Raw genomic sequence first — 22,220 nt, 5'->3', positions numbered from 1 at the left:
CTCAGGTCTCCTCCGCTGCCTGCTCCACCAGCGGGATGATCCGCAGCGGAACGGGGTTCTCCATGACGATCGCCGTGGAGGCCCGGACGATGCCATCAAAACCGACGACCCGGTCGATCACACGCTGGAGATCGGCGTTCGAGCGGGCCACGAGGCGGCACATCATGTCCCCGCTGCCGGTGGTGGTGTGCAGCTCCAGCACCTCCGGCACGGTCGCCAAGTGGGCCCGTACGTCGGCTCCTTGGCCCTGCCGGATCTGGAGCGTCGCGAACGCCGTGACCGGGTAGCCGAGCGCCGCCGGGTCCACCTGCGGACCAAAGCCGCGGATGACTCCGTTCGACTGAAGCCGGTCCAGCCGGGCCTGCGCCGTGCCCCGGGCCACGCCCAGCCGCCGGGACATCTCCAGCACCCCGATCCGCGGCTCCCGGGCCAGCAGCAGGATGATCCGGCCGTCCAGATGATCGATCGCCACAGCAGCCTCCCGAGGTGGTCATCCTGTACAGAAGGGCCGGTCTCCCGGCCGTGTTGCTGAACAGATTGCCCAGCGGAAACGCAAACTATTGCGCACCTTGCCGAGCGGGGAGACCCTGCGGCTATGACGCAGACCACACACCACACTCCCGACACCGCCCGGCAGGCCGACCCCTTCCCGGTCAAGGGAATGGACGCGGTCGTCTTCGCCGTGGGCAACGCCAAGCAGGCGGCGCACTACTACTCCACCGCCTTCGGCATGAAGCTGGTCGCCTACTCCGGACCGGAGAACGGCAGCCGCGAGACCGCTGCGTACGTCCTGGAGAACGGCTCCGCCCGCTTCGTCCTCACCTCGGTCATCAAGCCCACGAGCGACTGGGGCCGCTTCCTCGCCCGGCACGTGGCCGAGCACGGCGACGGCGTCGTCGACCTCGCCATCGAGGTGCCGGACGCGCGCGCCGCGTACGCCTACGCGCTCGAGCACGGCGCCGGCTCGGTCACCGAGCCGTACGAGCTGAAGGACGAGCACGGCACGGTCGTGCTGGCAGCCATCGCCACCTACGGCGAGACCCGCCACACCCTCGTCGAGCGCTCCGGCTACGACGGCCCGTACCTGCCCGGCTTCGTCGCGGCCGAGCCGATGGTCGAGCCGCCCGCGCAGCGCACCTTCCAGGCGATCGACCACTGCGTCGGCAACGTCGAGCTCGGCCGGATGAACGAGTGGGTCGGCTTCTACAACAAGGTGATGGGCTTCACGAACATGAAGGAGTTCGTGGGCGACGACATCGCCACCGAGTACAGCGCGCTGATGTCGAAGGTCGTCGCCGACGGCACGCTCAAGGTCAAGTTCCCGATCAACGAGCCGGCCATCGCCAAGAAGAAGTCCCAGATCGACGAGTACCTGGAGTTCTACGGCGGCGCGGGCGTGCAGCACATCGCGCTCAACACGAACGACATCGTGCAGACGGTCCGTACGATGCGGGCGGCCGGCGTCGAGTTCCTCAACACCCCCGACTCGTACTACGACACCCTGGGGGAGTGGGTCGGCGAGACCCGCGTCCCGATCGACACCCTGCGCGAGCTGAAGATCCTCGCCGACCGCGACGAGGACGGCTATCTGCTGCAGATCTTCACCAAGCCGGTCCAGGACCGCCCGACCGTCTTCTTCGAGATCATCGAGCGCCACGGCTCGATGGGCTTCGGCAAGGGCAACTTCAAGGCCCTGTTCGAGGCGATCGAGCGGGAGCAGGCCCGCCGCGGCAACCTGTAGCCCGACGCCGGCTCCGGGCCGCGCCGGGTGTCACGGGGCACCCGCACGGCCCGGCCACCGCCTGATCCGACCTCGGCCCCGGCCACCTGCCGGGCCCGGCTCCGCACCGGCCCGGGAACGGCCCCGTGCGCCCCGCACGGCCCTGGGGCCCGGACACGGCCCTCGGCCACCTGCACGGCCCGGCCACTTGTACGGCCCGCGCGCCCGGCCGCCCCGGTCCGGGCTCGGCCTCGGCCCGGCGCCTGCCGGGTCCGGCTTCGCATCGGCCCGGGCCTGGGCGCGGCCCCGTGCGCCCCGCACGGCCCCCGGGCACGGCCCTCGGCCACCTGCACGGCCCGGCCACTTGTACGGCCCGCGCGCCCGGCCGCCCGGCCGCCCCGGTCCGGGCTCGGCCTCGGCCCGGCGCCTGCCGGGTCCGGCTTCGCATCGGCCCGGGCAATGACACGGCCCCTGGCGTCCGGACGGCCCTGGCGCCTGCACGGCCCTCGGCGCTTGCCCGGCGGCCCCCGGCGCCCGCCCGGCCCCGAGCCCCGCCTCAACCCCGGAGTCAGTCCCCGTCCATGACCGGCACCTCCGTGTCCGGTGGCTCGCCCAGTGCCTCCCCTGCCGCCCGTGCCGCGGGCACCTGGAGCGGCGAGAAGTGTGGGTTGATCCGCAGTGCCTCCGCGAGGTGCCGCCGCGCCGGGCCGTACCGCTCCAGCTCCCGCTCGATCATGCCGCGGTGGTACATGTACAACGCGCTGCGCACCCCGCCCGAGTGCTTCTCCTCCGTCGCCCGCAGGGCGAACACCAGCGCCTCCTCGTGCTCCCCGGCCCGGTGCAGCGCCCACCCCAGCGCATCGGCCACCGCCGTCCCCGGCTGCCGTCGCCACTCCGCCCGCAACCGCCGTACCGCGGCCCTCGCATCGCCGTGTTCCGCCTCGAACTGCCCCAGCACCAGCTCCTCGTCGGCCCCGGCCGCGGTCGCCCCGCGCACCCCCTCCCGCAGCAGGTCGTACTGCACCCGGGCCGCCTCAGGCAGTCCCAGCGACTCGTACAACTCACCCAGCTCCAGGGCGTACTGCGGGCACGGCTGCTTGGCGAGCGCCACCCGGTAGGCGTTCAGCGCCTCCGTCGTCCGGCCCAGGGCCGCCAGCGCCCGGCCCTGCCCGGCCTGCGCGGCCCGCTGGTCCGGGTCGAGACGCACCGCCTCCTGGAAGTGCCGCAGCGCGTCCTCAAGGTCCCCGCGCTCCCAGGCGAGCTGCCCGGCCCGCTCCAGATAGGCCGCCCGCTCGGCCGGGGCGTGCGCGCCCGCCGCCGCGTCCGCCAGCGCGGCCGCCGCGTCCTCCCGCCGGCCGTGGTCCCGGTAGACGGCGGCGGCCCGCGCCAGCACGGCGGGCCCGGAGCGCAGCTCCGTCAGCCGGTCCAGCATCCGCTGGGCCGCCTGGTGCTCGCCCAGCCCGGTGTAGGCGTCGATGAGCGGCGGATACGTCGTCCAGCGCCGCGGCTGGAGCCTCAGCGCCGCCTCACCCCACCGGCGCGCGGCGGCGAAGTCCCGGCGGGCGTTGGCCAGTGCGGCCAGACCGCCCAGGGCGCGGGTGTTCCGCTTCGGCCGCACCTTCAGCGACGTACGCAGCGCCTTCTCGGCCCGCGGGTAGTAGGCCGGGTCCGCCAGCCGCCGCCCCTGTTCCACATATGCGGCACCGAGCACCGCCCAGGACCGCGCGTCCTTCGGGTGCGTCCGCACCCGCTTCTCCCGCTCGTCGATCAGCTCGGCCAGGCCGGGCAGCGCGGCCGGCACTCCGCCGGACACCGCCGCCATGGCCTGCGCCCCCGGCGACGGCGGAGCCGGCGGGGCGGGCCGGTCCCACGGCAACAGCACCAGCACCCCGCCGAGCACGGCGCATCCCGCGACGGAGCCGATCAGCACGTGCCGACCACGCACCCGCCGACGGCGAAAGGGGCTTTTCGAACTCCCGCTCTTCTGTCGCTCCGGGCCTCCCTGATGGTTCTCCATGGCGCTCACTGTGCGTCAGTACGACGACCACACCCGGGCAGGCGAAGGGTGCCGCAGACGGGGTTCACACCGATGGCCCCGGGTGCGAACCTGTGATCATGAGCCGTATCGAAGCGCGCAGCCCCGAGGACGCCGAAACGACCGGCGACCTGGTCGACCTCCTGCTCGACGGCCTCCCCGCCGAGGCGGTCCTCACCGACTCCGACGTCACGGCCTCCTACGCCAACGACATGGCGAGCTTCTGCCCGGCCGGCACCCCGGCCGTGGTCGTCCTGCCCCGCACGGTCGAGCAGGTCCAGCACGTGATGCGCACGGCCACCGCCCTGCGCGTCCCGGTCGTCCCGCAGGGCGCCCGCACCGGACTGTCAGGAGCCGCGAACGCCTCCGACGGCTGCGTCGTGCTCTCCCTGACGAAGATGGACCGGATCCTGGAGATCAACCCGGTCGACCGCATCGCCGTCGTCGAGCCGGGCGTGATCAACGCCGCCCTGTCCCGCGCCGTCGGCGAACACGGCCTGTACTACCCGCCGGACCCCTCCAGCTGGGAGATGTGCACCATCGGCGGCAACATCGGCACGGCCTCGGGCGGCCTGTGCTGCGTGAAGTACGGCGTGACCGCCGAGTACGTCCTCGGCCTCGACGTGGTGCTGGCCGACGGGCGGCTCATGTCCACCGGCCGCCGCACCGCCAAGGGCGTCGCCGGATACGACCTGACCCGGCTGTTCGTCGGCTCGGAGGGCTCGCTCGGCATCGTCGTACGGGCCGTCCTCGGGCTGCGCCCCAAGCCGCCCGAGCAGCTGGTGCTGGCCGCCGAGTTCTCCTCGGCGGCCGACGCCTGCGACGCCGTGTGCCGTGTCATGGAGGGCGGACACGTCCCGTCACTCCTCGAACTCATGGACCGTACGACGGTCAAGGCCGTCAACGACCTGGCGCAGATGGGCCTTCCGGAGAGCACCGAGGCGCTGCTGCTCGCCGCGTTCGACAGCACCGACCCGGCCGCCGACCTCGCCGCCGTCGGCGCGCTGTGCGAGGCCGCCGGCGCCACCCAGGTCGTACCGGCCGACGACGTGGCCGAGTCCGAACTGCTGCTCCAGGCGCGGCGGCTGTCGCTCACCGCGCTGGAGGCCGTCAAGGGCGTGACGATGATCGACGACGTGTGCGTGCCCCGGTCCCGGCTCGCCGAGATGCTCGAAGGGGTCGACCGGATCGCCGAGAAGTACCGGCTCACCATCGGGGTCGTCGCCCATGCGGGCGACGGCAACACCCACCCGACCGTGTGCTTCGACGCGACGGACCCCGACGAGTCCCGGCGCGCCCGCGAATCCTTCGACGAGATCATGTCCCTCGGCCTGGAACTCGGCGGCACCATCACCGGCGAACACGGCGTCGGCGTCCTGAAGAAGGAGTGGCTGGCGCGCGAGATCGGCCCCGTCGGGCTGGAGATGCAGCGGGCCGTCAAACAGGCCTTCGACCCGCTGAACATCCTCAACCCGGGCAAGCTGTTCTGACCCGCCCGCCCTCACTGGGCGAGCAACCCGGCCAGCCCGTCGTCGATGCCGAGCTGCTCGCCCTCGGTCCCCGGCGGGACCACCCGCAGGGTGCGCTCCAGCCAGGCCGACACCGGGGCCGCCGGCGCCTCCAGCAGGGCGTCCCCGTCGGGTGAACTCAACGCCATGAGGACGATGCCGCGCCCGTCGGCCCGGGTCGGCCAGACCCGCACGTCCCCCTGTCCACACGGCCGGAACACGCCCTCCACCAGCAGGTCCCGGGCGAACGTCCAGTGCACGGGGTGCTCGGAGGTGACGTGGAAGGTGACGTGGACGGCGTACGGGTCGTCGCTGCGGTATGCGAGCAGGGCCGGTACCGGGATCCCGCGCTCGGGCGACAGGACGAGCTTCAGCTCCAGTTCGCGTTCCACCACGGTGCGCATGGCGGTGTCCCTTCTCCTGATGGTGGCCCCGAGGGCCGGTCACGAGGAGAGAGCGGGCGGGGGCGGGAGCATTACGCGGGATCCGCGAGTATTTTCGCGAGGACTCTCGGCGCGTAGCACATCGGTGCTCGAATGGGGTGGGTCCGGTGGGAGCGGCCGTGGGGCTTGCGCTCGTCTGATAGATGTGGAGGCCCCCAGTTGACCCCCGAGCAGATACGGGACCGACGGACATGAGCGCCCCAACCCCGGCCCCCGGTGACGACAGGCCCCGCGAAGGGTATTACCCGGACCCGTCCATTCCCGGATATGTCCGGTACTGGAACGGTGCCTCCTGGGTGCCCGGCACCAGCCGACCGGCGCCCAAGGACGGCGAGACGCTCGCGCCGCCAGCCGGTGCCGGGTCCGGCTCCGCCGCCGTCGAGGAGACCGGCCCCCACTTCTTCGACGAGGACCCGGCCGAGGAATCCGTCCAGGAGCAGTCCGCCGCCGACGCGCAGCACGGCAGCCGTCCCGAACCCGCGTCCGCCTGGGGCGCCGACCGCTCCCGCCAGTCCGGCTTCGGCGGCGACCAGGACCGCCGTGTCTCATGGGGCGCCCCGCAGGGGGCACAGGGGGCCGCCGCCGCGCAGGGATCCGACCCGAGGGTGCCGCACGCCGACCCCGGGCCCGACGGCGACTCCGCCGGCCAGGAGGCGGACGCCGCGTCCGCGGGCGGCACGTTCGTCTTCCGCCGCCCGACGAAGTCCGGGGGAGGGGCGGCGACATCCGCCGACGCCCCCGACGAGGGCACGATGACGTTCCGCGCGGTCTCACCGCGCCAGGGCACGGGGGCCCCGGCGGCCTCCGACGGCGACGCGGGAGCCGGCGGCTTCGGCCCTGCCGGCAGCGGCTCGCCGGGTGCCGCTGGCTTCGGTCCTGCCGGCAGTGGCCCGGCGGGGCCCGCCTTCGGAGATCAGGCCGGTTCGGCCGGTTCCGGTGGCAATCCGGCGGGACCCGCCTTCGGTGGTCCGGCCGGTCCGGCCGGTGCCGGTGGCAACCCGGCGGGGCCAGCCTTCGGCGCGCAGCCCGGTGCGGCAGGTTCCGGGGCCGGTGGAGCGGGGCGCGGCTTCGGCGCCGGCAAGGCGGCCGCCGCCCGCGCCGCCGCCGCGCAGGCCGGTGCCGGGGCGGTCGGCGCCCCGTCCTCAGCGGCCGCCCCGACGGCGCTGTCCGGGCCCCAGGCGGCCCCCACCGTTCCCCCGCAGTCCGGCGGACCCCAGCCTGGGGCCACCCCTCTCAGCGCGGGCCCCGGCGGCGGCCAGTCGTCCTGGGCCCAGCAGGTGCACCGGCTCGCCGGAACCGGTGACGAGCAGCCCGTCGCGCCCTGGAAGCCGCCGACCGAGGACCCGTTCCAGGCGGCCGCCCGGCGCCAGGCGGCGGCCCGCCCCGCCGGACTCGGCAAGCGCCTGGCCGCCCGTCTGCTGGACACGGTCGTCCTCCTGGGCGTCACGGCCGCGGCCGCCGTGCCGCTCGGCACCATGGCCATCGACCACGTCAACGAGAAGATCGACGCGGCCAAGCTCTCCGGCGAGACCGTCACGGTCTGGCTGCTCGACGGCACCACGTCGGTCTACCTCGGCATCATCGTGGCCGTCCTGCTGCTCGTCGGTGTCGTCTCCGAGGTGCTGCCCACCGTCAAGTGGGGCCGCACCCTCGGCAAGAAGCTGATGGGGCTGGAGGTGCGGGACATCGAGGGCCACGAGGCCCCGGAGTTCGGCTCCGCCCTGCGCCGCTGGCTGGTCTACAGCGTGCCCGGGCTCCTCGTCGTCGGGATCGTCGGCGTCGCCTGGTGCCTCTTCGACAAGCCGTGGCGCCAGTGCTGGCACGACAAGGCCGCCCACACCTTCGTGGCGGGCTGAGCGGCCGGGAGGGTTCCGTACCTCGGACGGCCGTCTGCCGGATGCGGAGGCGGGGGGTTCGCGGTCGACTCGGCCCATGAGCAGTGAACCGCCCCCCGGCTCCGGGCAGCAGCCCCCGGAAGACGACCCGTTCAGGAAGCGGCCCCCGAACGAGCCGCCCGACGGGGGCGCGGGCTCGCCCTACGGCGGCGAACCCCCGCCGTACCAGGGCGGCGGCGGGCCGTCCGGTGGCCCCGGGGGCGGTCCCTACGGCGGCGCAGACCCGTACGGCGGCGGCTCCTACCCCACCGACCCCCTGGCCGGCATGCCCCCGCTCGCCGACAGCGGCAAGCGCACGCTCGCCCGCATCATCGACATGATCCTGGTGGGTGCCGTCGTCTGGCTGATCACCTGGGGCTTCGACGTCAACGAGTACGACGTGGACAGCGACCGCATCGAGGTCAGCAAGTCCTTCTGGCAGTCGGGGGTCGCCGCCGTCCTCTACATCGCCTACGACACCGTCCTGACCGCAAGGACCGGCCAGACCCTCGGCAAGAAACTGCTGCACATGCGCGCGGCCAACCTCGACAACGGCGACACGCCCTCCGTGCAGAACTCGCTGTTGCGTGCCGCGGTGCTGTGGATCCCGTTCGCCTTCTGCTGCGCCTGTGTCTGGACCGCGATCTGCGGCGGCTGGAGCTTCTTCGACCGGCCCTACAAGCAGGGCCTGCACGACAAAGCGGCCAAGACGGTCGTGGTCAGCACCGGTTGAGGCAGCGAGGAATCAGCGGGAGGTCAGGAGGCCGCCCGCTCGCGCACCGGCTCCGGTACTGGCGCGGGCACCGAGGCCCGTACGGGTTCCGCGGGGGCGGGCTGTCCCACCGCGGTCCGGCGTTTGCCGGGCAGTGGCACCGTCATGGCGACCAGCAGCCCGAGGGCGAGCGCCGCGAGGGCGATGATCGTGATCCCCGGACCCGAACTCGTCTGTGACAGCAGCAGCATGGCGAGAGTCGAGAAGATCACGGTGCACGAACCGTAGGCGAGCTGTGCGGCAGTCGGACGGGGCATGGCCATCATGTCCTCGAAAGTGGGGGTCCACGGGGGTGTCGGCCTGGCTTTCCGCCGCATACCGAGCGTTCCGCCAAGTGACATTCTCACGGGCAGGGTGCCCGAGCGGAACGGCCGGTAAGCGTGACCTAATCAACAGGTCCGGAGCACAGGGGGCGCACGGGGTCATGACGTCCAAGGAGTGGACATATGCGCGCGCCTGCTGCCAGGTGGGCATGCGGTTGGTTGTCCGCAAAACGAACGTGGGCTCCGCATAGTGCACTTGACTTGTGCAAGTCAAGGTCTGTCTTTTCTGCTTAACCTCTAGTCAAATGTCGTCACTTGACTACACGCGTTGATCACGCGCGCGCGGACCTTGACACGACCAGGCCCCCTTCCTTCCGCGCGCCCGGACGCGGGGGAGGAACTCAAGTGACCAGTAGACCCTGGACGTTCAGAGCGGCCGCCATCGGTGTGGCGCTCGCGGCGGCCACCGCCACCGTCTCCACCTATGCGGTGGCCCAGGCCGACGACGCCTCCGCTGACCGGTCCACCACCGTGGACCGGCGCGACCCGGCGGAGCACAAGCACGACGAGCACAACCTCGAGGGCCCGCTGAGCAAGACCCAGGAAGCGCAGCGCCAGGAGGCCCTGAACCAGGTCATATCCGGCAAGTCCACGGTCAAGAACCGTGAGGGCTCCAAGGTCGTCCAGCTCAAGAGCAAGAAGGGCGACAGCAAGTACGTCGAGCTCGGCCGCGAGAAGACCGACAAGATCTTCACGATCCTGGTCGAGTTCGGCGACCAGATCGACAGCAAGTACGGCGGCACCCCGGGCCCGCTGCACAACAAGATAGCCAAGCCGGACCGCACGAAGGACAACTCCACGGCCTGGCGGGCGGACTACAACCAGAAGTACTTCGAGGACCTCTACTTCGGCACCGGCAAGAACACCGAGTCGGTCAAGAAGTACTACGAGAAGCAGTCCTCCGGCCGCTACTCGGTCGAGGGCGAGGTCTCCGACTGGGTCAAGGTCCCCTACAACGAGGCCCGTTACGGCAACAACGCCTGCGGTGACACCAACTGCCCGAGTGTGTGGAACGTCGTCAGCGACGGTCTGAACGCGTGGGTCGCCCAGCAGAAGGCGGCCGGCAAGACCGACGCCGAGATCAAGGCGGACGTCAAGAAGTACGACCAGTGGGACCGCTACGACTTCGACGGCGACGGTGACTTCAACGAGTCCGACGGCTACATCGACCACTTCCAGGTCGTGCACGCCGGTGAGGACGAGTCCGCGGGCGGCGGCGCGCAGGGCACCGACGCGATCTGGGCCCACCGCTGGTACGCCTTCGGCACCGACGCCGGTGCCACCGGCCCCGCGGACAACAAGCTCGGCGGCGCGAAGATCGGCGACACCGGCATCTGGGTCGGCGACTACACCGTCCAGCCGGAGAACGGCGGACTCGGCGTCTACGCCCACGAGTACGGCCACGACCTCGGCCTGCCGGACCACTACGACACCACCGGCGGCGGCGACAACTCCACCGGCTTCTGGACCCTGATGTCCTCCGGCTCCTGGCTCGGCACCGGCAAGAACGAGATCGGTGACCTGCCCGGCGACATGACCGCCTGGGACAAGCTGCAGCTGGGCTGGCTCAAGTACGACACCGCGAAGGCCGCGACGAACTCGTGGCACAAGCTGGGTGTCGCCGAGTACAACACCAAGCACAAGCAGGGCCTCGTGGTGGAGCTGCCGAAGAAGGCCGTCACCACCGAGCTGGTCACCCCGGCCCAGGGCGCCACCCAGTGGTGGAGCGGCAGCGGCAACGACCTCAAGAACACGCTGACCCGGTCCGTCGACCTGACCGGCAAGAAGTCGGCGTCGCTGACCCTCGACGGCTGGTACGAGATCGAGGCCAACTACGACTACCTCTACGCCGAGGTGTCGACCGACGGCGGCGCCAACTGGACCGCCCTGGACGGCACGGTGGACGGTCAGCCGATCCCGCGTGACGGCAGCGACAAGCCGGCGCTGACCGGCACGGTCGACGCGTACAAGAAGCTGGCGTTCCCGCTGGACGCCTACGCGGGCAAGAAGATCGACCTGCGCTTCCGCTACCAGACCGACGGCGGCCTGGCCATGAAGGGCTTCGCGGGCGACCGCATCACCGTCACCGCCGACGGTGCCGCCGTCTTCTCCGACGACGCCGAGTCCGCGGACGCGGCCTGGACGGCGAAGGGCTTCTCCCGCATGGGCGCGTCCTTCACCAAGGACTACGCGCAGTACTACATCGCCGAGAACCGCCAGTACGTGTCGTACGACAAGACCCTCAAGGTCGGCCCGTACAACTTCGGCTTCTCCACGACCCGTCCGGACTGGGTGGAGCACTACCCGTACCAGAACGGTCTGTTGATCTGGAAGTGGGACACCTCCCAGGCGGACAACAACACCAGCGTCCACCCGGGCACCGGTCTGCTGCTGCCGATCGACTCGCACCCGAAGGCGATGAAGTGGTCCGACGGCACGCTGATGCGCAACCGCATCCAGGCCTACGACTCGCCCTTCAGCCTCTACGGCACGGACGGCATCAAGCTGCACAACGCGGACGTCGCGACCAAGATCAAGTCGTCGAAGGGGGTCTCGGTCTTCAACGACCGCATGAACACCTACTACGACGAGACGAACAAGACCGGCGGCGTCAAGATCACTGACACCAACACGAAGATCAAGATCATCAAGGAGGCGAAGGACGGCTCGACGATCGAGCTCGAGGTCGCCCCCGCAGCGAAGTAAAACGCGTTTCCCCAGCTCAGAGCATGATCGGCGGTGACCCCCTGGCGGGTCACCGCCGATCCGTGTTTAGGTGCGTCCTGTGGTTCTCTTATTGACACCGACCGACACGGGGGGATGACCGCATGGCCGCAGGAGGCTTCTGCAAGCTGCCGAACGGCACGGTGGTGGTGGCACTGAATCTGCCCAGCCCCGCCGCCGACGGCCCCGGCTCCGTCCGCGTGCTCGTCCACTCGGCCAACCGCGCCCGAGCCCTGACCAGGCTCCGCAATCTGGGCCTGAGGGCGGTCTACCTGCGGGGCAACGCCGCGCCGCCGACCCCCGACGAGGTCACGGCGGTCCTCCACCACCCCGACGGGCTCATATGGCGCACGGCCCCTGACAACGGTGTCCTGACCCCGGACCTCACCACGGAGCTGTGGCGCCCGATCAGATCCCTCCTGAGACGCCCGACAGCCCAGACCTGACGCCGGGACGCCCCCTGGGAGCGGGCCCACACCCGCCCGGCCGCGCGCCGCCCTGTCGTGATCGGCCCGGGCCACAGTCGGCGCGTCTGTCAGCCGCGGGGCCGGACGTGCTCGTCCGGACTCAGGGCCGGGGCGCCCGCGGCGGAATGCGGCGGGACCTGTCACGCCCGGGCTTGTCGGGCCGTCTCTGCCGAGTGCGATCACCCCGCCGGCCTGGCCGGACAGGCCCCCGGGTCCGCCTGGCGGCCCGTGGCGACGGGGCCCGCGCGCCTGCCGGGGTGTCGGCGGACCTCGCCGGTCGGCGGCAGCAGCTCGCGGCTGGTCCCGGTCCACGGCCCCGTCCCCGCCCGGGGCGGGCTCAGCCGCTTCCTACTGGACGACCGGCTTCCCGGTCAGCTCCACGCCCGCCTCGCGCAGCTCCTCCAGGGCTCGCTCGGTGGTTTCCTGGGAGACACCTGCCGTGAGGTCCAGGAGGACCTGGGTGCGGAAGCCCTCCCGGGCCGCGTCCAGGGCCGTGGCGCGGACGCAGTGGTCCGTGGCGATGCCGACCACGTCCACCTCGGTCACCTCGCGGAAGCGGAGCCAGTCGGCCAGGTTCGTGCCGTTCTCGTCCGCCCCCTCGAAGCCGCTGTACGCCGCCGAGTACGCCCCCTTGTCGAACACGGCATCGATCGAGCCGGAGGCGACCGCGGGGGCGAAGTTCGGGTGGAAGCCGACACCCTCCGTGCCCGCGACGCAGTGCGCGGGCCAGGAGTGGGCAAAGTCCGGGTTCGTGGAGAAGTGGCCGCCGGGAGCGATGTGGTGGTCGCGGGTGGCCACGACGTGCTGGTAGCCGGACCCGGCCGCCTGCCCGATCAGCTCCGTGACGGCGGCAGCCACATCGGCACCACCGGCCACCGCGAGGCTGCCCCCCTCGCAGAAGTCGTTCTGCACGTCTACGACGATCAAGGCGCGGCGCATGGTCGGTGTCCTTCGGCTATGAGGTCGGCAAGCCCGGCCGGTGCACTTCCGAGCCTATTGACAGAGGGGGCGAGGGCGGGAGGGGTACGGGTCGGCGCATCGCGGCACACCGCAATTAGCTACCCGAGGCGCCGTGCACGTACTCCGTGGGAAGGACGGGCTCCCCGCGCGAGAGCTGCGTGGCCGACATCGGGAGCCCCGCGCGCGCCGCCGTGTGCCGCTCGCGCGCCGTGTCCAGCGGCTCGCGCGCCACCACCTCGCCGCCCTTGACCAGCTCCACCAGCAGCTGCCGGTCCGCCAGCCCGGCCGGCACCGGCCCCGTCCCGATCACCTCGGCCTCGGCGACCCCGTACGTATCCAGCCGCCGCGCGGCCCACTTGCGCCCGCCCACCGACGTCTTGCCCCCGGTCGACTTCTTCGCCACCGACACCAGCGGTGCCTTCGGGTCGGTGGACTCGGCCCGCGCGACCAGCTTGTAGACCATCGAGGACGTCGGGTGCCCGGAGCCGGTCACCAGCTGCGTGCCGACGCCGTACGCGTCCACCGGCGCCGCCGCCAGCGAGGCGATCGCGTACTCGTCCAGGTCCGAGGTCACGACGATCTTCGTTCCCGTCGCGCCCAGCTCGTCCAGCTGCTGCCGCACCCGGTGCGCCACCAGCAGCAGATCGCCGGAGTCGATCCGTACGGCCCCCAGGTCGGTGCCGGCGACCTCCACGGCCGTCCGGACCGCCTCGGCGACGTCGTACGTGTCGACGAGCAGGGTCGTGCCCCGGCCCAGCGTGTTCACCTGCGCCTGGAAGGCGTCCCGCTCGCTGTCGTGCAGCAGGGTGAAGGCGTGCGCGGAGGTGCCGACGGTCGGGATGCCGTAACGGAACCCGGCGGCCAGGTCAGAGGTGGTCGCGAAGCCGCCGACGTACGCGGCCCGGGAGGCCGCCACCGCCGCCAGCTCGTGCGTGCGCCGGGCGCCCATCTCGATCAGCGGCCGGTCACCGGCGGCCGACGACATCCGCGAGGCCGCCGCGGCGATCGCCGAGTCGTGGTTGAGGATCGAAAGGATCACCGTCTCCAGCATCACGCACTCGGCGAAGGTGCCCTCGACCCGCATGATCGGCGAGCCCGGGAAGTACACCTCCCCCTCGGGGTAGCCCCAGATGTCCCCGCTGAAGCGGTAGCCGGCGAGCCACTCGAGGGTCTGCTCGTCCACGATCTCCCGCTCGCGCAGGAAGCCGAGGACGCCCGGGTCGAAGCGGAAGTTCTCCACCGCGTCCAGCACCCGCCCGGTGCCCGCCACGACGCCGTAGCGGCGCCCGTTCGGCAGCCGCCGGGTGAAGACCTCGAACACGCTCCGCCGCTCGGCCGTGCCCGCCGCGAGCGCGGCCCGCAGCATCGTCAGCTCGTACTGGTCCGTGAAGAGCGCCGTCGAGGGAACGCCCACCCGTCGCCCACCGCCACCCTTCCGGGGAAGCGCTTCGCGCCCTTCTTCTTTCGGCAGCCCAAGGTCCGCTGTGTTCATGGCAGGGATGCTACCCCCATTTCGTCAATCTGACGATTGCGCCTCCCGGCGACGCGATCGCCTTGCTTCCAGGCCCGTTTGTGCGACTACCCCCCTCGGGTGGCAGCATGGGCATGTGACGTCACCCGCACCCCTGGAGATCGAACGCACCGAGTCGGCGGAGGAGGTCTTCGCCGTCCCCGAGCCGGACGTCCCCTGGGTCACCATCGTCCACAACGACCCGGTCAACCTCATGAGCTATGTGACCTACGTCTTTCAGTCGTACTTCGGCTACTCCAAGGACAAGGCCACCAAGCTCATGCTCGACGTCCACCACAAGGGCCGGGCGGTCGTCTCCAGCGGCAGCCGCGAGGAGATGGAGCGCGACGTGCAGGCCATGCACGGCTACGGCCTGTGGGCCACTCTCCAGCAGGACCGCAAGTAGCCAGCAGCCCGCCCAGCAGCGAAAAGGCGTTCATGCCCGGAACCTTCGAACCGCTTCCCGGCGGCGGCGCGGCCGTCGCCCTCGACGACGTCGAGATCTCCATCATCCGGTCGCTGGCCGTCCAGCTCCTGGAGCTCATCGGCCCCGGCCCCGCCGAGGACACCCCCGACGACCCGCTCGCCGAGCTGTTCGCGGAGGGCCCGAGTGAGCCGCCCGCCGATCCGGTGCTCAAGCGGCTCTTCCCGGACGCCTACAGCGACCCCGAGCGGCCCGCCTCGCCCCGTGACGCCGAGGAGCAGCGGGCGTACTCCTCGGAATTCCGCCGCTACACCGAGAACGACCTGCGGGCCGGCAAGCGGGACAGCGCCCTCGCGGTGATCCGCTCCCTGGACGCGCTCTCCTCGGCCTCGGCCGGCGAGGGCGGTGCCGTGCTGAAGCTGTCGCCGGAGGAGTCCCAGCAGTGGCTGGGCGCTCTGAACGATCTGCGGCTCGCGATCGGCTCGCGGCTGGAAATCACCGACGAGGAGGACAGCGACCTCCTCTATCGCCTCCCGGACGAGGACCCGCGCAAGCCGATGGTGATGGCCTACCTCTGGCTGGGTGGACTCCAGGAGACGCTGGTCGGAACGCTTATGCCCTGATCAGTGCAGGTCTTGTGACCGGCGGGTGACCGATCGGTGTTCGCTCAGGGGACACTCAAATCCGGATAACGATCGCGTCACCACGCCCGCCTTCTATGCCGTCTTCGACGGCGCTTTGTCCGGTTCTCCCTGTGTGGTGCGTCACAAATCAGCCATGTGATCAATGTTGCGGCCGTGATAAATCTTCACGACCGCCCGGCCGACACCACCCGAATGTCCGGCCGGGTGCGCCACCGAGCCGACAACCGTCGGCCAGGCACGAGCGGCCTTCCGGGGCCGGCTCAGCTCCATCATTCCGGGGGGATCGAGACCCGATCCGAGGCCGACGCAGGCCCGGGTCGGCATGGAGAAAGGCGCACCACACATGACCTCTGCGCAGGTCGACACGGAAAACGTCCCCGAAGAGGGCTACGAGCGCGGACTCGGCAGTCGCCAGGTCCAGATGATCGCCATCGGCGGCGCCATCGGCGTCGGCCTGTTCATGGGCGCCGGAGCGAACATCGCCAAGGCCGGCCCCAGCATCATCCTCATGTACGCCCTCGCGGGCGTCGTCATCTTCTTCATCATGCGGGCGCTGGGCGAGCTGCTCCTCTACCGGCCCGTCTCCGGCTCCTTCGCCGAGTACGCCCGCGAGTTCCTCGGCCCGTTCTTCGGGTTCGTCACGGGCTGGACGTACTGGCTCATGTGGGTGGTCACCGGCATGGCCGAACTCACGGCCGCCGCGATCTACATCCACTTCTGGTTCCCGGAGATCCCGCAGTGGGTCAGCGCCCTGGCGTTCCTGGTGGTGCTCTTCGGCGTCAACCTGATCTCCGTCAAGATCTTCGGCGAGGTCGAGTTCTGGTTCTCGATGATCAAGGTCACGGCCATCATCGGCATGATCGTCATCGGCCTCGGCGTGCTCACCCTCGGCTTCTCCGACGCCGGTGACACCGCCACCGTCTCCAACCTCTGGTCGCACGACGGCTTCTTCCCGAACGGCATCGGCTCCAGCCTGATGACGCTCCAGGGCGTCATGTTCGCCTACCTCGCCGTCGAGCTCGTCGGCGTCACCGCGGGCGAGTCCGAGAACCCTGAGAAGACCCTGCCCAAGGCCATCAACACGCTGCCCTGGCGCATCATCGTCTTCTACGTCGGCGCGCTGCTGGTGATCCTCTCCGTCGTCAAGTGGACCGAGTTCTCCGCCGGCGAGAGCCCCTTCGTCCACGCGTTCGGCGAGATCGGCATCCCGCTCGCCGCGGGCATCGTCAACTTCGTGGTGCTCACCGCGGCCCTGTCGTCCTGCAACTCGGGCATGTACTCGACCGGCCGCATGCTGCGCGACCTGGCCGCCAACAGCGAGGCCCCGCAGGCCTTCGGCAAGCTCAACGCCCGCAAGACGCCCGCCGTCGGCATCACGGTCTCCGTGGCGCTCATGGGCATCGGCGTGGTCCTGAACTACGTCGTCCCGGAGAAGGCGTTCCTCTACGTCACCTCCGTCGCCACCGCGGCGGGCATCTGGACCTGGATGATGATCCTCGTCAGCCACATCCGCTACCGCGCAGCGGTCGACGCGGGCCGGTTGCGCGCCTCGTCCTTCCCCGCCCCCGGCGGAGCGCTGTTCAGCTGGGTCGCGCTCCTCTTCCTCATCGGCGTGACCTTCATGATCGCGTATGACAAGGACGCGCGGATCTGCCTGTACGTCGCGGCCGGCTGGGCCGTCGCCCTCGGCGTCGGCTGGGCGATCCTCAAGCGCCGCAACCCGCAGATCGCCGAACGCCGCGACCCGGAGTTCGAAAAGGTCGGCTGACATCCCGCCCCGGACGCCCAGCGGCGGGGAGTACTCGTGGCACTCCCCGCCGCTGCCGCTCAGGGCGTCCGGCATATGGGCCGTTCCGTACCAACCCTCGGTACGGAACGGCCCTTCTGCTTATCCTGACCAGCATGCTGACCATCACCCAGGCCCTCGTCGACCAGATCGTCGCCCACGCGCGCAAGGACCACCCCGACGAGGCGTGCGGCGTGATCGCGGGCCCGGCGGGCTCGGACCGCCCCGAGCGCTTCATCCCGATGCTGAACGCGGCCATGTCGCCCACGTTCTACGAGTTCGACTCCGGCGATCTGCTCAAGCTCTACCGCGAGATGGACGACCGCGACGAGGAGCCGGTGGTCATCTACCACTCCCACACGGCGACCGAGGCCTACCCCTCCCGCACCGACATCTCCTACGCGAACGAGCCGGGCGCCCACTACGTCCTCGTCTCCACCGCCGACACCGACGGGGCCGGCGAGTTCCAGTTCCGCTCCTTCCGTATCGTCGAGGGCGAGGTCACGGAAGAAGAGGTCCAGGTCGTCGAGGCGTACTGAGCAGGCCTGAAGCAAGCCCCTGAACAAGCCCTGAGCAGTGCGGTCTCACTCCCCGGCCGGGAACCGTCCGCGATGTGGGATCACATTCCAGTACCCGGACCGGGAATCGATACGATGACCCCATGGTTTTCCACGACGTGAGCGACAAGACGCCGGGCGAGCTGCTCGTGGCGCGGCTGCACGTCGACCTGTGCAGGCTCGCCAGCGCCATCTGTTGACGCGGGTCCCTGCCGCCGTACGGCCGTGAGCCGCGGCGCCGCACCCACGCACCACCCCGCCGTTCCTGCGCTGCCGCGCGCCCCGACTGACTACTCCCGACAGGAGCCCTGAAGCCATGGCCATCGAGGTCCGCATCCCGACCATCCTCCGCACGTACACCGACGGACAGAAGGCGGTGGAGGCCAGCGGTGACACCCTCGCCGAGCTGTTCACCGACCTCGAGACCCGGCACGCCGGCATCCAGGCCCGCATCGTCGACGGCGACCAGCTGCGCCGCTTCGTCAACGTGTACCTGAACGACGAGGACGTCCGCTTCCTCGACGGCATCAACACCAAGCTGTCGGACGGCGACAACGTCACGATCCTGCCGGCCGTGGCCGGCGGCATGGTCTGATCACCGATGCGCTACGACTCACCCCTGGCCGCGGTAGGCAACACCCCCCTGGTGCGCCTGCCGCGGCTGTCGCCGTCCTCCGACGTCCGTATCTGGGCGAAGCTGGAGGACCGCAACCCGACCGGCTCGGTCAAGGACCGCCCGGCCCTGCACATGATCGAACAGGCGGAGAAGGACGGCCGCCTCACCCCGGGCTGCACCATCCTGGAGCCCACCTCGGGCAACACCGGCATCTCGCTGGCCATGGCGGCCAAGCTCAAGGGCTACCGCATCGTCTGCGTGATGCCGGAGAACACCTCCCAGGAGCGCCGCGACCTGCTGGCCATGTGGGGCGCCGAGATCATCTCCTCCCCGGCCGCGGGCGGCTCCAACACCGCCGTGCGCGTCGCCAAGGAACTCTCCGCCGAGCACCCCGACTGGGTGATGCTCTACCAGTACGGCAACCCGGACAACGCGGGCGCCCACTACGCCACGACCGGCCCGGAGATCCTCGCCGACCTGCCCTCCGTCACCCACTTCGTGGCGGGCCTCGGCACCACGGGCACGCTCATGGGTGTGGGCCGCTTCCTGCGCGAGCACAAGCCGGACGTCCAGATCGTCGCGGCCGAACCGCGCTACGACGACCTGGTCTACGGCCTGCGCAACCTCGACGAGGGCTTCGTCCCCGAGCTGTACGACGCCTCCGTCCTCACCAGCCGCTTCTCGGTCGGCTCGGCCGACGCGGTCACCCGTACCCGGGAGTTGCTCCAGCAGGAGGGCATCTTCGCCGGTGTCTCGACGGGCGCCGCGCTGCACGCCGCGCTCGGCGTGGGCAAGAAGGCCGTGAAGGCCGGTGAGCAGGCCGACATCGTCTTCGTCGTCGCGGACGGCGGCTGGAAGTACCTGTCGACGGGCGTCTACACGGCGGCCACCACGGAGGAGGCCATCGAGACGCTCCAGGGGCAGCTCTGGGCGTAGCGCACACCGACAAGAAGGGCTGGAGCCATCGCGCTCCAGCCCTTCTCGCGTCTCACCCCGCCAGGTACCGCACCCGGTCCCACAGCGCCGGATCCACCACCCCGACCCGGCGCCGGAAGCCCCACACCGGGACCTCCCGCAACTCGTCCGTCTCCAGGAAGCTCGCACGGCCCCTGGCGTCGCCGACCGAACCCGGCGGCAGCGGGATGACCCCAACCCGCTCGTGCCGGAACCGTGTCGTGATCTTCGCGACGGTCGCCCGCTCCCCGCGCACCGCCAGCACCAGACACGGCCGGTCCTTGGTCTTGGTCCGCGCCTCGTCCTCGTAGGGCACGTCCGCCCACCAGATCTCCGCCGGCTGCGGCAGACCCGCCACCGCCGCGGACGGCGCGACCGGACGCCGCCGCCGCGCCGACGACCGGCGCCCCCAGCCGTCGACGAGCGTGGCCACGAGCGCGAGCAGTACCACCGCGGCGAGCGCCAGCCACCAGGACGTGTCCATACTGAGACGTTACCGGCGCCATCCCTCCCCTGCGCCCTCCCTCGCAAGGATCACGCCCGGACCTGCCGCCCGAACCGGTGACACCACAGGTGAGTTCGCCCACAACAGCCCTTGGCGGAGGAGCTACCGGAGGTTTTGCGCCTTACGCTCGACAAACCGCACGACCCCCGACGCCCCTTAAACAGACTTTCCCGCCAGCGGAGGTTTCTGCTTCATGAAGCTCACCGTCGTCGGCTGCTCGGGGTCGTTCCCGTCCGCGGAATCGGCCTGCTCGAGCTACCTCGTCGAGGCCGACGGCTTCCGGCTGCTTCTCGACATGGGCAACGGTGCCCTGGGCGAGCTGCAGCGCCACTGCGGTCTCTACGACCTCGACGCGATCTTCCTCAGCCATCTGCACGCCGACCACTGCATCGACATGTGCGCGTACTTCGTCGCGCGCTACTACCGCCACGACGGCGGCCGCTGCGACCCGCTCCCGGTCTACGGACCCGAGGGCACGGAACACCGGCTGACCACCGCCTACGCGGACACCCCCTCCGCCTCCTCCATGAGCGAGGTCTTCGACTTCCACACGGTCAAGCCGTCCACCTTCGAGATCGGCCCCTTCGCGGTGCACACCGAGCGGGTGGCCCACCCCGTGGAGGCGTACGGCATCCGCATCGAACACGACGGCAAGGTGCTGACGTACTCCGGCGACACGGGCATCACCCCGGCCCTGGACGAACTCGCCCGGGACGCCGACCTGTTCCTGTGCGAGGCGGCGTTCACGCACGGCAAGGAGAACATCCCCGACCTGCACCTCAACGGCCGCGAGGCGGGCGAGACGGCCGCCCGGGCAGGCGCCCGGCACCTGGTCCTCACCCACATCCCGCCGTGGACGGACCCCCAGGTCAATGTCGCCGACGCCCGCGCGGTCTACGACGGGCCGGTGGACCTCGCGGCACCGAGGCAGACGTACGAGCTCTGAAGACCCAGGCACGACAAGGCCCCGGAACCGAAGCGGTCCCGGGGCCTTCACCGTGTGCGGACTACTTCGCCTCGGCCTTCTGCAGCTCGGCGAGTTCCTCGTCGGACTCGCGGCCCGGCGTCGGCAGGTTGAACTTGGTGATCGCGAAGCGGAAGACCACGTAGTAGACCGCCGCGAAGCACAGGCCCACCAGGGCCAGGCCCCACGGGTTGGTCGCGATGCCCAGGTTCAGGAAGAAGTCCACCGCGCCGGCCGAGAAGCCGAAGCCGTCCTTCATCCCCAGCGCCCAGGTCAGCGCCATCGAGACACCCGTGAGCACGGCGTGGATCGCGTACAGCACCGGGGCGATGAACATGAACGTGAACTCGATCGGCTCCGTGACACCGGTGACGAAGGAGGTCAGCGCCAGCGAGAACATCATGCCGCCGACGACCTTGCGGCGCTCGGGCCGGGCGCAGTGCACGATGGCGAGGCAGGCGGCGGGAAGGGCGAACATCATGATCGGGAAGAAGCCGGTCATGAACTGCCCGGCGCTCGGGTCGCCCGCCAGGAACCGGGCGATGTCGCCGCTCTTGCCCTCGTAGGTGCCGGCCTGGAACCAGGGGAAGGAGTTCAGCAGGTGGTGCATGCCGATCGGGATCAGCGCGCGGTTGGCGACACCGAAGATGCCGGCGCCGACGGCTCCGGAGCCGACCAGCCACTCGCCGAAGTTGTGCAGCGCCGTGCCGAGGACCGGCCAGATGTAACCGAAGACGATGCCGATGACCAGGCCCGCGAAGGCGGACAGGATCGGAACCATGCGGCGACCGCCGAAGAAGCCCGCCCAGTCGGGCAGCTTGGTGCGGTAGAAGCGCTGGTAGAGCAGCGCGACGACGAGGCCCATCACCACGCCGCCGAGCACCTTGGCGTCCACCGGCGCGTCCACCATGACGACCTTGCCGTCGACGGCCGTCGCCACCTGCGGCAGGTTAGGGTCGGTGAAGGTGGCGAGCACGTTCTTGAAGACGAGGTAGCCGACCACGGCCGCCAGGGCGGTGGAACCGTCGGACTTCTTGGCGAAGCCGATCGCGATGCCCACGGCGAACAGCAGCGCCATGTTGTCCAGGATCGCGTTGCCGCCGGCGGCCATGAAGCCCGCGATCTTGGTGATGAAAGCGGGGAACGACTCCCGCCCCAGCATGTCGGTGTTGCCGAGGCGGACCAGGAGGGCGGCGGCCGGCAGCACGGCGACGGGCAGCATGAGGCTGCGGCCGATGCGCTGCAGGACTGCCATCACCGCAGTCCCCTTCTTCGGGCTCGCGGGCGCGGCTGTGTCTGTGGACATGAACTTCCTCCATGGGGCACGGCGCCGCCCAGGAAGAGTTCGACGGGGGACGGCGGCGTCTCAAAAGGGGAGCGCGGTCTCCGCCGCGCGACCTCCACCAGTCAGTGGTGTAGACCAGTTGTAGCACG

At 70.8% G+C, this 22,220-nt stretch carries 22 protein-coding genes; 14 read left to right on the top strand and 8 right to left on the bottom strand.

Annotated features, from left to right (window positions below):
- Position 1: 1 nt before the first annotated feature.
- On the bottom strand, positions 2-472 hold the full coding sequence (locus tag AC07DF_RS37610; protein WP_469415512.1) for an Lrp/AsnC family transcriptional regulator: 471 nt from the start codon (positions 470-472) through the stop codon (positions 2-4).
- 123 nt (positions 473-595) lie between these two features.
- Between AC07DF_RS37610 and hppD the strand changes: the two genes are divergently transcribed.
- Complete coding sequence (hppD, locus tag AC07DF_RS37605; RefSeq protein ID WP_478981401.1) at positions 596-1,741, top strand: 4-hydroxyphenylpyruvate dioxygenase; 1,146 nt, start codon at positions 596-598, stop codon at positions 1,739-1,741.
- A gap of 547 nt (positions 1,742-2,288) precedes the next feature.
- Here the strand turns inward: hppD and AC07DF_RS37600 are convergent.
- Positions 2,289-3,737, bottom strand: coding sequence for a tetratricopeptide repeat protein (locus AC07DF_RS37600; protein ID WP_478981399.1), 1,449 nt, complete (start codon positions 3,735-3,737; stop codon positions 2,289-2,291).
- Positions 3,738-3,829: 92 nt separating this feature from the next.
- Here AC07DF_RS37600 and AC07DF_RS37595 point away from each other — a divergent pair, with 92 nt between their 5' ends.
- Positions 3,830-5,245, top strand: a complete 1,416-nt coding sequence (locus AC07DF_RS37595) for an FAD-binding oxidoreductase (protein WP_478981397.1) — start codon at positions 3,830-3,832, stop codon at positions 5,243-5,245.
- An 11-nt stretch (positions 5,246-5,256) separates the two neighbouring features.
- On the opposite strand, the gene AC07DF_RS37590 is transcribed toward AC07DF_RS37595, so the two are convergent.
- The gene (locus AC07DF_RS37590) at positions 5,257-5,667 is read right to left on the bottom strand and encodes an SsgA family sporulation/cell division regulator (RefSeq protein WP_478981395.1); all 411 of its coding nucleotides are present in this window, start codon (positions 5,665-5,667) and stop codon (positions 5,257-5,259) included.
- A gap of 230 nt (positions 5,668-5,897) precedes the next feature.
- Between AC07DF_RS37590 and AC07DF_RS37585 the strand changes: the two genes are divergently transcribed.
- Complete coding sequence (locus tag AC07DF_RS37585; RefSeq protein WP_478981393.1) at positions 5,898-7,562, top strand: RDD family protein; 1,665 nt, start codon at positions 5,898-5,900, stop codon at positions 7,560-7,562.
- A 76-nt stretch (positions 7,563-7,638) separates the two neighbouring features.
- On the top strand, positions 7,639-8,313 hold the full coding sequence (locus tag AC07DF_RS37580) for an RDD family protein (RefSeq protein WP_478981391.1): 675 nt from the start codon (positions 7,639-7,641) through the stop codon (positions 8,311-8,313).
- 23 nt (positions 8,314-8,336) lie between these two features.
- On the opposite strand, the gene AC07DF_RS37575 is transcribed toward AC07DF_RS37580, so the two are convergent.
- Positions 8,337-8,615, bottom strand: a complete 279-nt coding sequence (locus AC07DF_RS37575; protein WP_478981571.1) for a hypothetical protein — start codon at positions 8,613-8,615, stop codon at positions 8,337-8,339.
- Positions 8,616-9,020: 405 nt separating this feature from the next.
- Here AC07DF_RS37575 and AC07DF_RS37570 point away from each other — a divergent pair, with 405 nt between their 5' ends.
- Both AC07DF_RS37570 and AC07DF_RS37565 read left to right on the top strand, forming a co-directional pair.
- A complete protein-coding gene (locus AC07DF_RS37570) occupies positions 9,021-11,381 on the top strand; it encodes an immune inhibitor A domain-containing protein (RefSeq protein ID WP_478981389.1) in 2,361 nt (786 codons plus the stop codon).
- A 122-nt stretch (positions 11,382-11,503) separates the two neighbouring features.
- A complete protein-coding gene (locus tag AC07DF_RS37565; protein ID WP_382494589.1) occupies positions 11,504-11,845 on the top strand; it encodes a hypothetical protein in 342 nt (113 codons plus the stop codon).
- A gap of 369 nt (positions 11,846-12,214) precedes the next feature.
- Here AC07DF_RS37565 and AC07DF_RS37560 read toward each other — a convergent pair whose 3' ends face one another.
- Together AC07DF_RS37560 and AC07DF_RS37555 are read right to left on the bottom strand one after the other, a co-directional pair.
- Positions 12,215-12,805, bottom strand: coding sequence for an isochorismatase family protein (locus AC07DF_RS37560; protein WP_478981386.1), 591 nt, complete (start codon positions 12,803-12,805; stop codon positions 12,215-12,217).
- A gap of 115 nt (positions 12,806-12,920) precedes the next feature.
- Complete coding sequence (locus AC07DF_RS37555) at positions 12,921-14,318, bottom strand: nicotinate phosphoribosyltransferase (RefSeq protein ID WP_478981384.1); 1,398 nt, start codon at positions 14,316-14,318, stop codon at positions 12,921-12,923.
- A gap of 115 nt (positions 14,319-14,433) precedes the next feature.
- Between AC07DF_RS37555 and clpS the strand changes: the two genes are divergently transcribed.
- From clpS to AC07DF_RS37520, 7 genes are all read left to right on the top strand, one after another.
- On the top strand, positions 14,434-14,742 hold the full coding sequence (gene clpS / locus AC07DF_RS37550) for an ATP-dependent Clp protease adapter ClpS (RefSeq protein WP_478981382.1): 309 nt from the start codon (positions 14,434-14,436) through the stop codon (positions 14,740-14,742).
- Between the two features lie 32 nt (positions 14,743-14,774).
- Entirely contained in the window at positions 14,775-15,383 is a 609-nt protein-coding gene (locus tag AC07DF_RS37545) for a DUF2017 domain-containing protein (RefSeq protein ID WP_478981380.1), read from the top strand.
- Between the two features lie 364 nt (positions 15,384-15,747).
- Positions 15,748-17,172 (top strand): amino acid permease, encoded by a 1,425-nt coding sequence (locus AC07DF_RS37540; RefSeq protein WP_478981378.1) that lies wholly within the window; start codon positions 15,748-15,750, stop codon positions 17,170-17,172.
- Positions 17,173-17,306: 134 nt separating this feature from the next.
- Positions 17,307-17,729, top strand: coding sequence for a M67 family metallopeptidase (locus tag AC07DF_RS37535; RefSeq protein WP_184593211.1), 423 nt, complete (start codon positions 17,307-17,309; stop codon positions 17,727-17,729).
- 122 nt (positions 17,730-17,851) lie between these two features.
- Entirely contained in the window at positions 17,852-17,947 is a 96-nt protein-coding gene (locus AC07DF_RS37530; RefSeq protein ID WP_311125941.1) for a putative leader peptide, read from the top strand.
- A 116-nt stretch (positions 17,948-18,063) separates the two neighbouring features.
- Entirely contained in the window at positions 18,064-18,342 is a 279-nt protein-coding gene (locus tag AC07DF_RS37525; protein ID WP_184593209.1) for a MoaD/ThiS family protein, read from the top strand.
- A gap of 6 nt (positions 18,343-18,348) precedes the next feature.
- Positions 18,349-19,299 carry a PLP-dependent cysteine synthase family protein gene (locus AC07DF_RS37520; RefSeq protein WP_478981374.1) on the top strand — a complete coding sequence of 317 codons (951 nt, stop codon included), beginning with the start codon at positions 18,349-18,351 and terminating at the stop codon, positions 19,297-19,299.
- Between the two features lie 52 nt (positions 19,300-19,351).
- Here AC07DF_RS37520 and AC07DF_RS37515 read toward each other — a convergent pair whose 3' ends face one another.
- Complete coding sequence (locus tag AC07DF_RS37515) at positions 19,352-19,801, bottom strand: type II toxin-antitoxin system PemK/MazF family toxin (protein WP_478981372.1); 450 nt, start codon at positions 19,799-19,801, stop codon at positions 19,352-19,354.
- A gap of 214 nt (positions 19,802-20,015) precedes the next feature.
- Here AC07DF_RS37515 and AC07DF_RS37510 point away from each other — a divergent pair, with 214 nt between their 5' ends.
- A complete protein-coding gene (locus tag AC07DF_RS37510; protein WP_478981370.1) occupies positions 20,016-20,768 on the top strand; it encodes an MBL fold metallo-hydrolase in 753 nt (250 codons plus the stop codon).
- A 61-nt stretch (positions 20,769-20,829) separates the two neighbouring features.
- Here the strand turns inward: AC07DF_RS37510 and AC07DF_RS37505 are convergent, their stop codons facing one another.
- Positions 20,830-22,092: a PTS transporter subunit EIIC gene (locus AC07DF_RS37505; protein WP_423569099.1), complete on the bottom strand. Its 1,263-nt coding sequence runs from the start codon at positions 22,090-22,092 to the stop codon at positions 20,830-20,832.
- Positions 22,093-22,220: the final 128 nt, after the last annotated feature.

This window comes from Streptomyces sp. NPDC044719, from assembly GCF_056433405.1.
This window is presented reverse-complemented; position numbering and strand designations above follow the sequence as displayed.

Coding starts and splice junctions, on each gene's coding strand:
- hppD (WP_478981401.1), top strand. CDS start 596: ATGACGCAGACCACACACCACACTCCCGACACCGCCCGGCAGGCCGAC.
- AC07DF_RS37600 (WP_478981399.1), bottom strand. CDS start 3,737: ATGGAGAACCATCAGGGAGGCCCGGAGCGACAGAAGAGCGGGAGTTCG.
- AC07DF_RS37590 (WP_478981395.1), bottom strand. CDS start 5,667: ATGCGCACCGTGGTGGAACGCGAACTGGAGCTGAAGCTCGTCCTGTCG.
- AC07DF_RS37585 (WP_478981393.1), top strand. CDS start 5,898: ATGAGCGCCCCAACCCCGGCCCCCGGTGACGACAGGCCCCGCGAAGGG.
- AC07DF_RS37580 (WP_478981391.1), top strand. CDS start 7,639: ATGAGCAGTGAACCGCCCCCCGGCTCCGGGCAGCAGCCCCCGGAAGAC.
- AC07DF_RS37575 (WP_478981571.1), bottom strand. CDS start 8,615: ATGGCCATGCCCCGTCCGACTGCCGCACAGCTCGCCTACGGTTCGTGC.
- AC07DF_RS37565 (WP_382494589.1), top strand. CDS start 11,504: ATGGCCGCAGGAGGCTTCTGCAAGCTGCCGAACGGCACGGTGGTGGTG.
- AC07DF_RS37560 (WP_478981386.1), bottom strand. CDS start 12,805: ATGCGCCGCGCCTTGATCGTCGTAGACGTGCAGAACGACTTCTGCGAG.
- AC07DF_RS37555 (WP_478981384.1), bottom strand. CDS start 14,318: ATGAACACAGCGGACCTTGGGCTGCCGAAAGAAGAAGGGCGCGAAGCG.
- AC07DF_RS37545 (WP_478981380.1), top strand. CDS start 14,775: ATGCCCGGAACCTTCGAACCGCTTCCCGGCGGCGGCGCGGCCGTCGCC.
- AC07DF_RS37540 (WP_478981378.1), top strand. CDS start 15,748: ATGACCTCTGCGCAGGTCGACACGGAAAACGTCCCCGAAGAGGGCTAC.
- AC07DF_RS37535 (WP_184593211.1), top strand. CDS start 17,307: ATGCTGACCATCACCCAGGCCCTCGTCGACCAGATCGTCGCCCACGCG.
- AC07DF_RS37530 (WP_311125941.1), top strand. CDS start 17,852: ATGGTTTTCCACGACGTGAGCGACAAGACGCCGGGCGAGCTGCTCGTG.
- AC07DF_RS37525 (WP_184593209.1), top strand. CDS start 18,064: ATGGCCATCGAGGTCCGCATCCCGACCATCCTCCGCACGTACACCGAC.
- AC07DF_RS37520 (WP_478981374.1), top strand. CDS start 18,349: ATGCGCTACGACTCACCCCTGGCCGCGGTAGGCAACACCCCCCTGGTG.
- AC07DF_RS37515 (WP_478981372.1), bottom strand. CDS start 19,801: ATGGACACGTCCTGGTGGCTGGCGCTCGCCGCGGTGGTACTGCTCGCG.
- AC07DF_RS37510 (WP_478981370.1), top strand. CDS start 20,016: ATGAAGCTCACCGTCGTCGGCTGCTCGGGGTCGTTCCCGTCCGCGGAA.
- AC07DF_RS37505 (WP_423569099.1), bottom strand. CDS start 22,092: ATGTCCACAGACACAGCCGCGCCCGCGAGCCCGAAGAAGGGGACTGCG.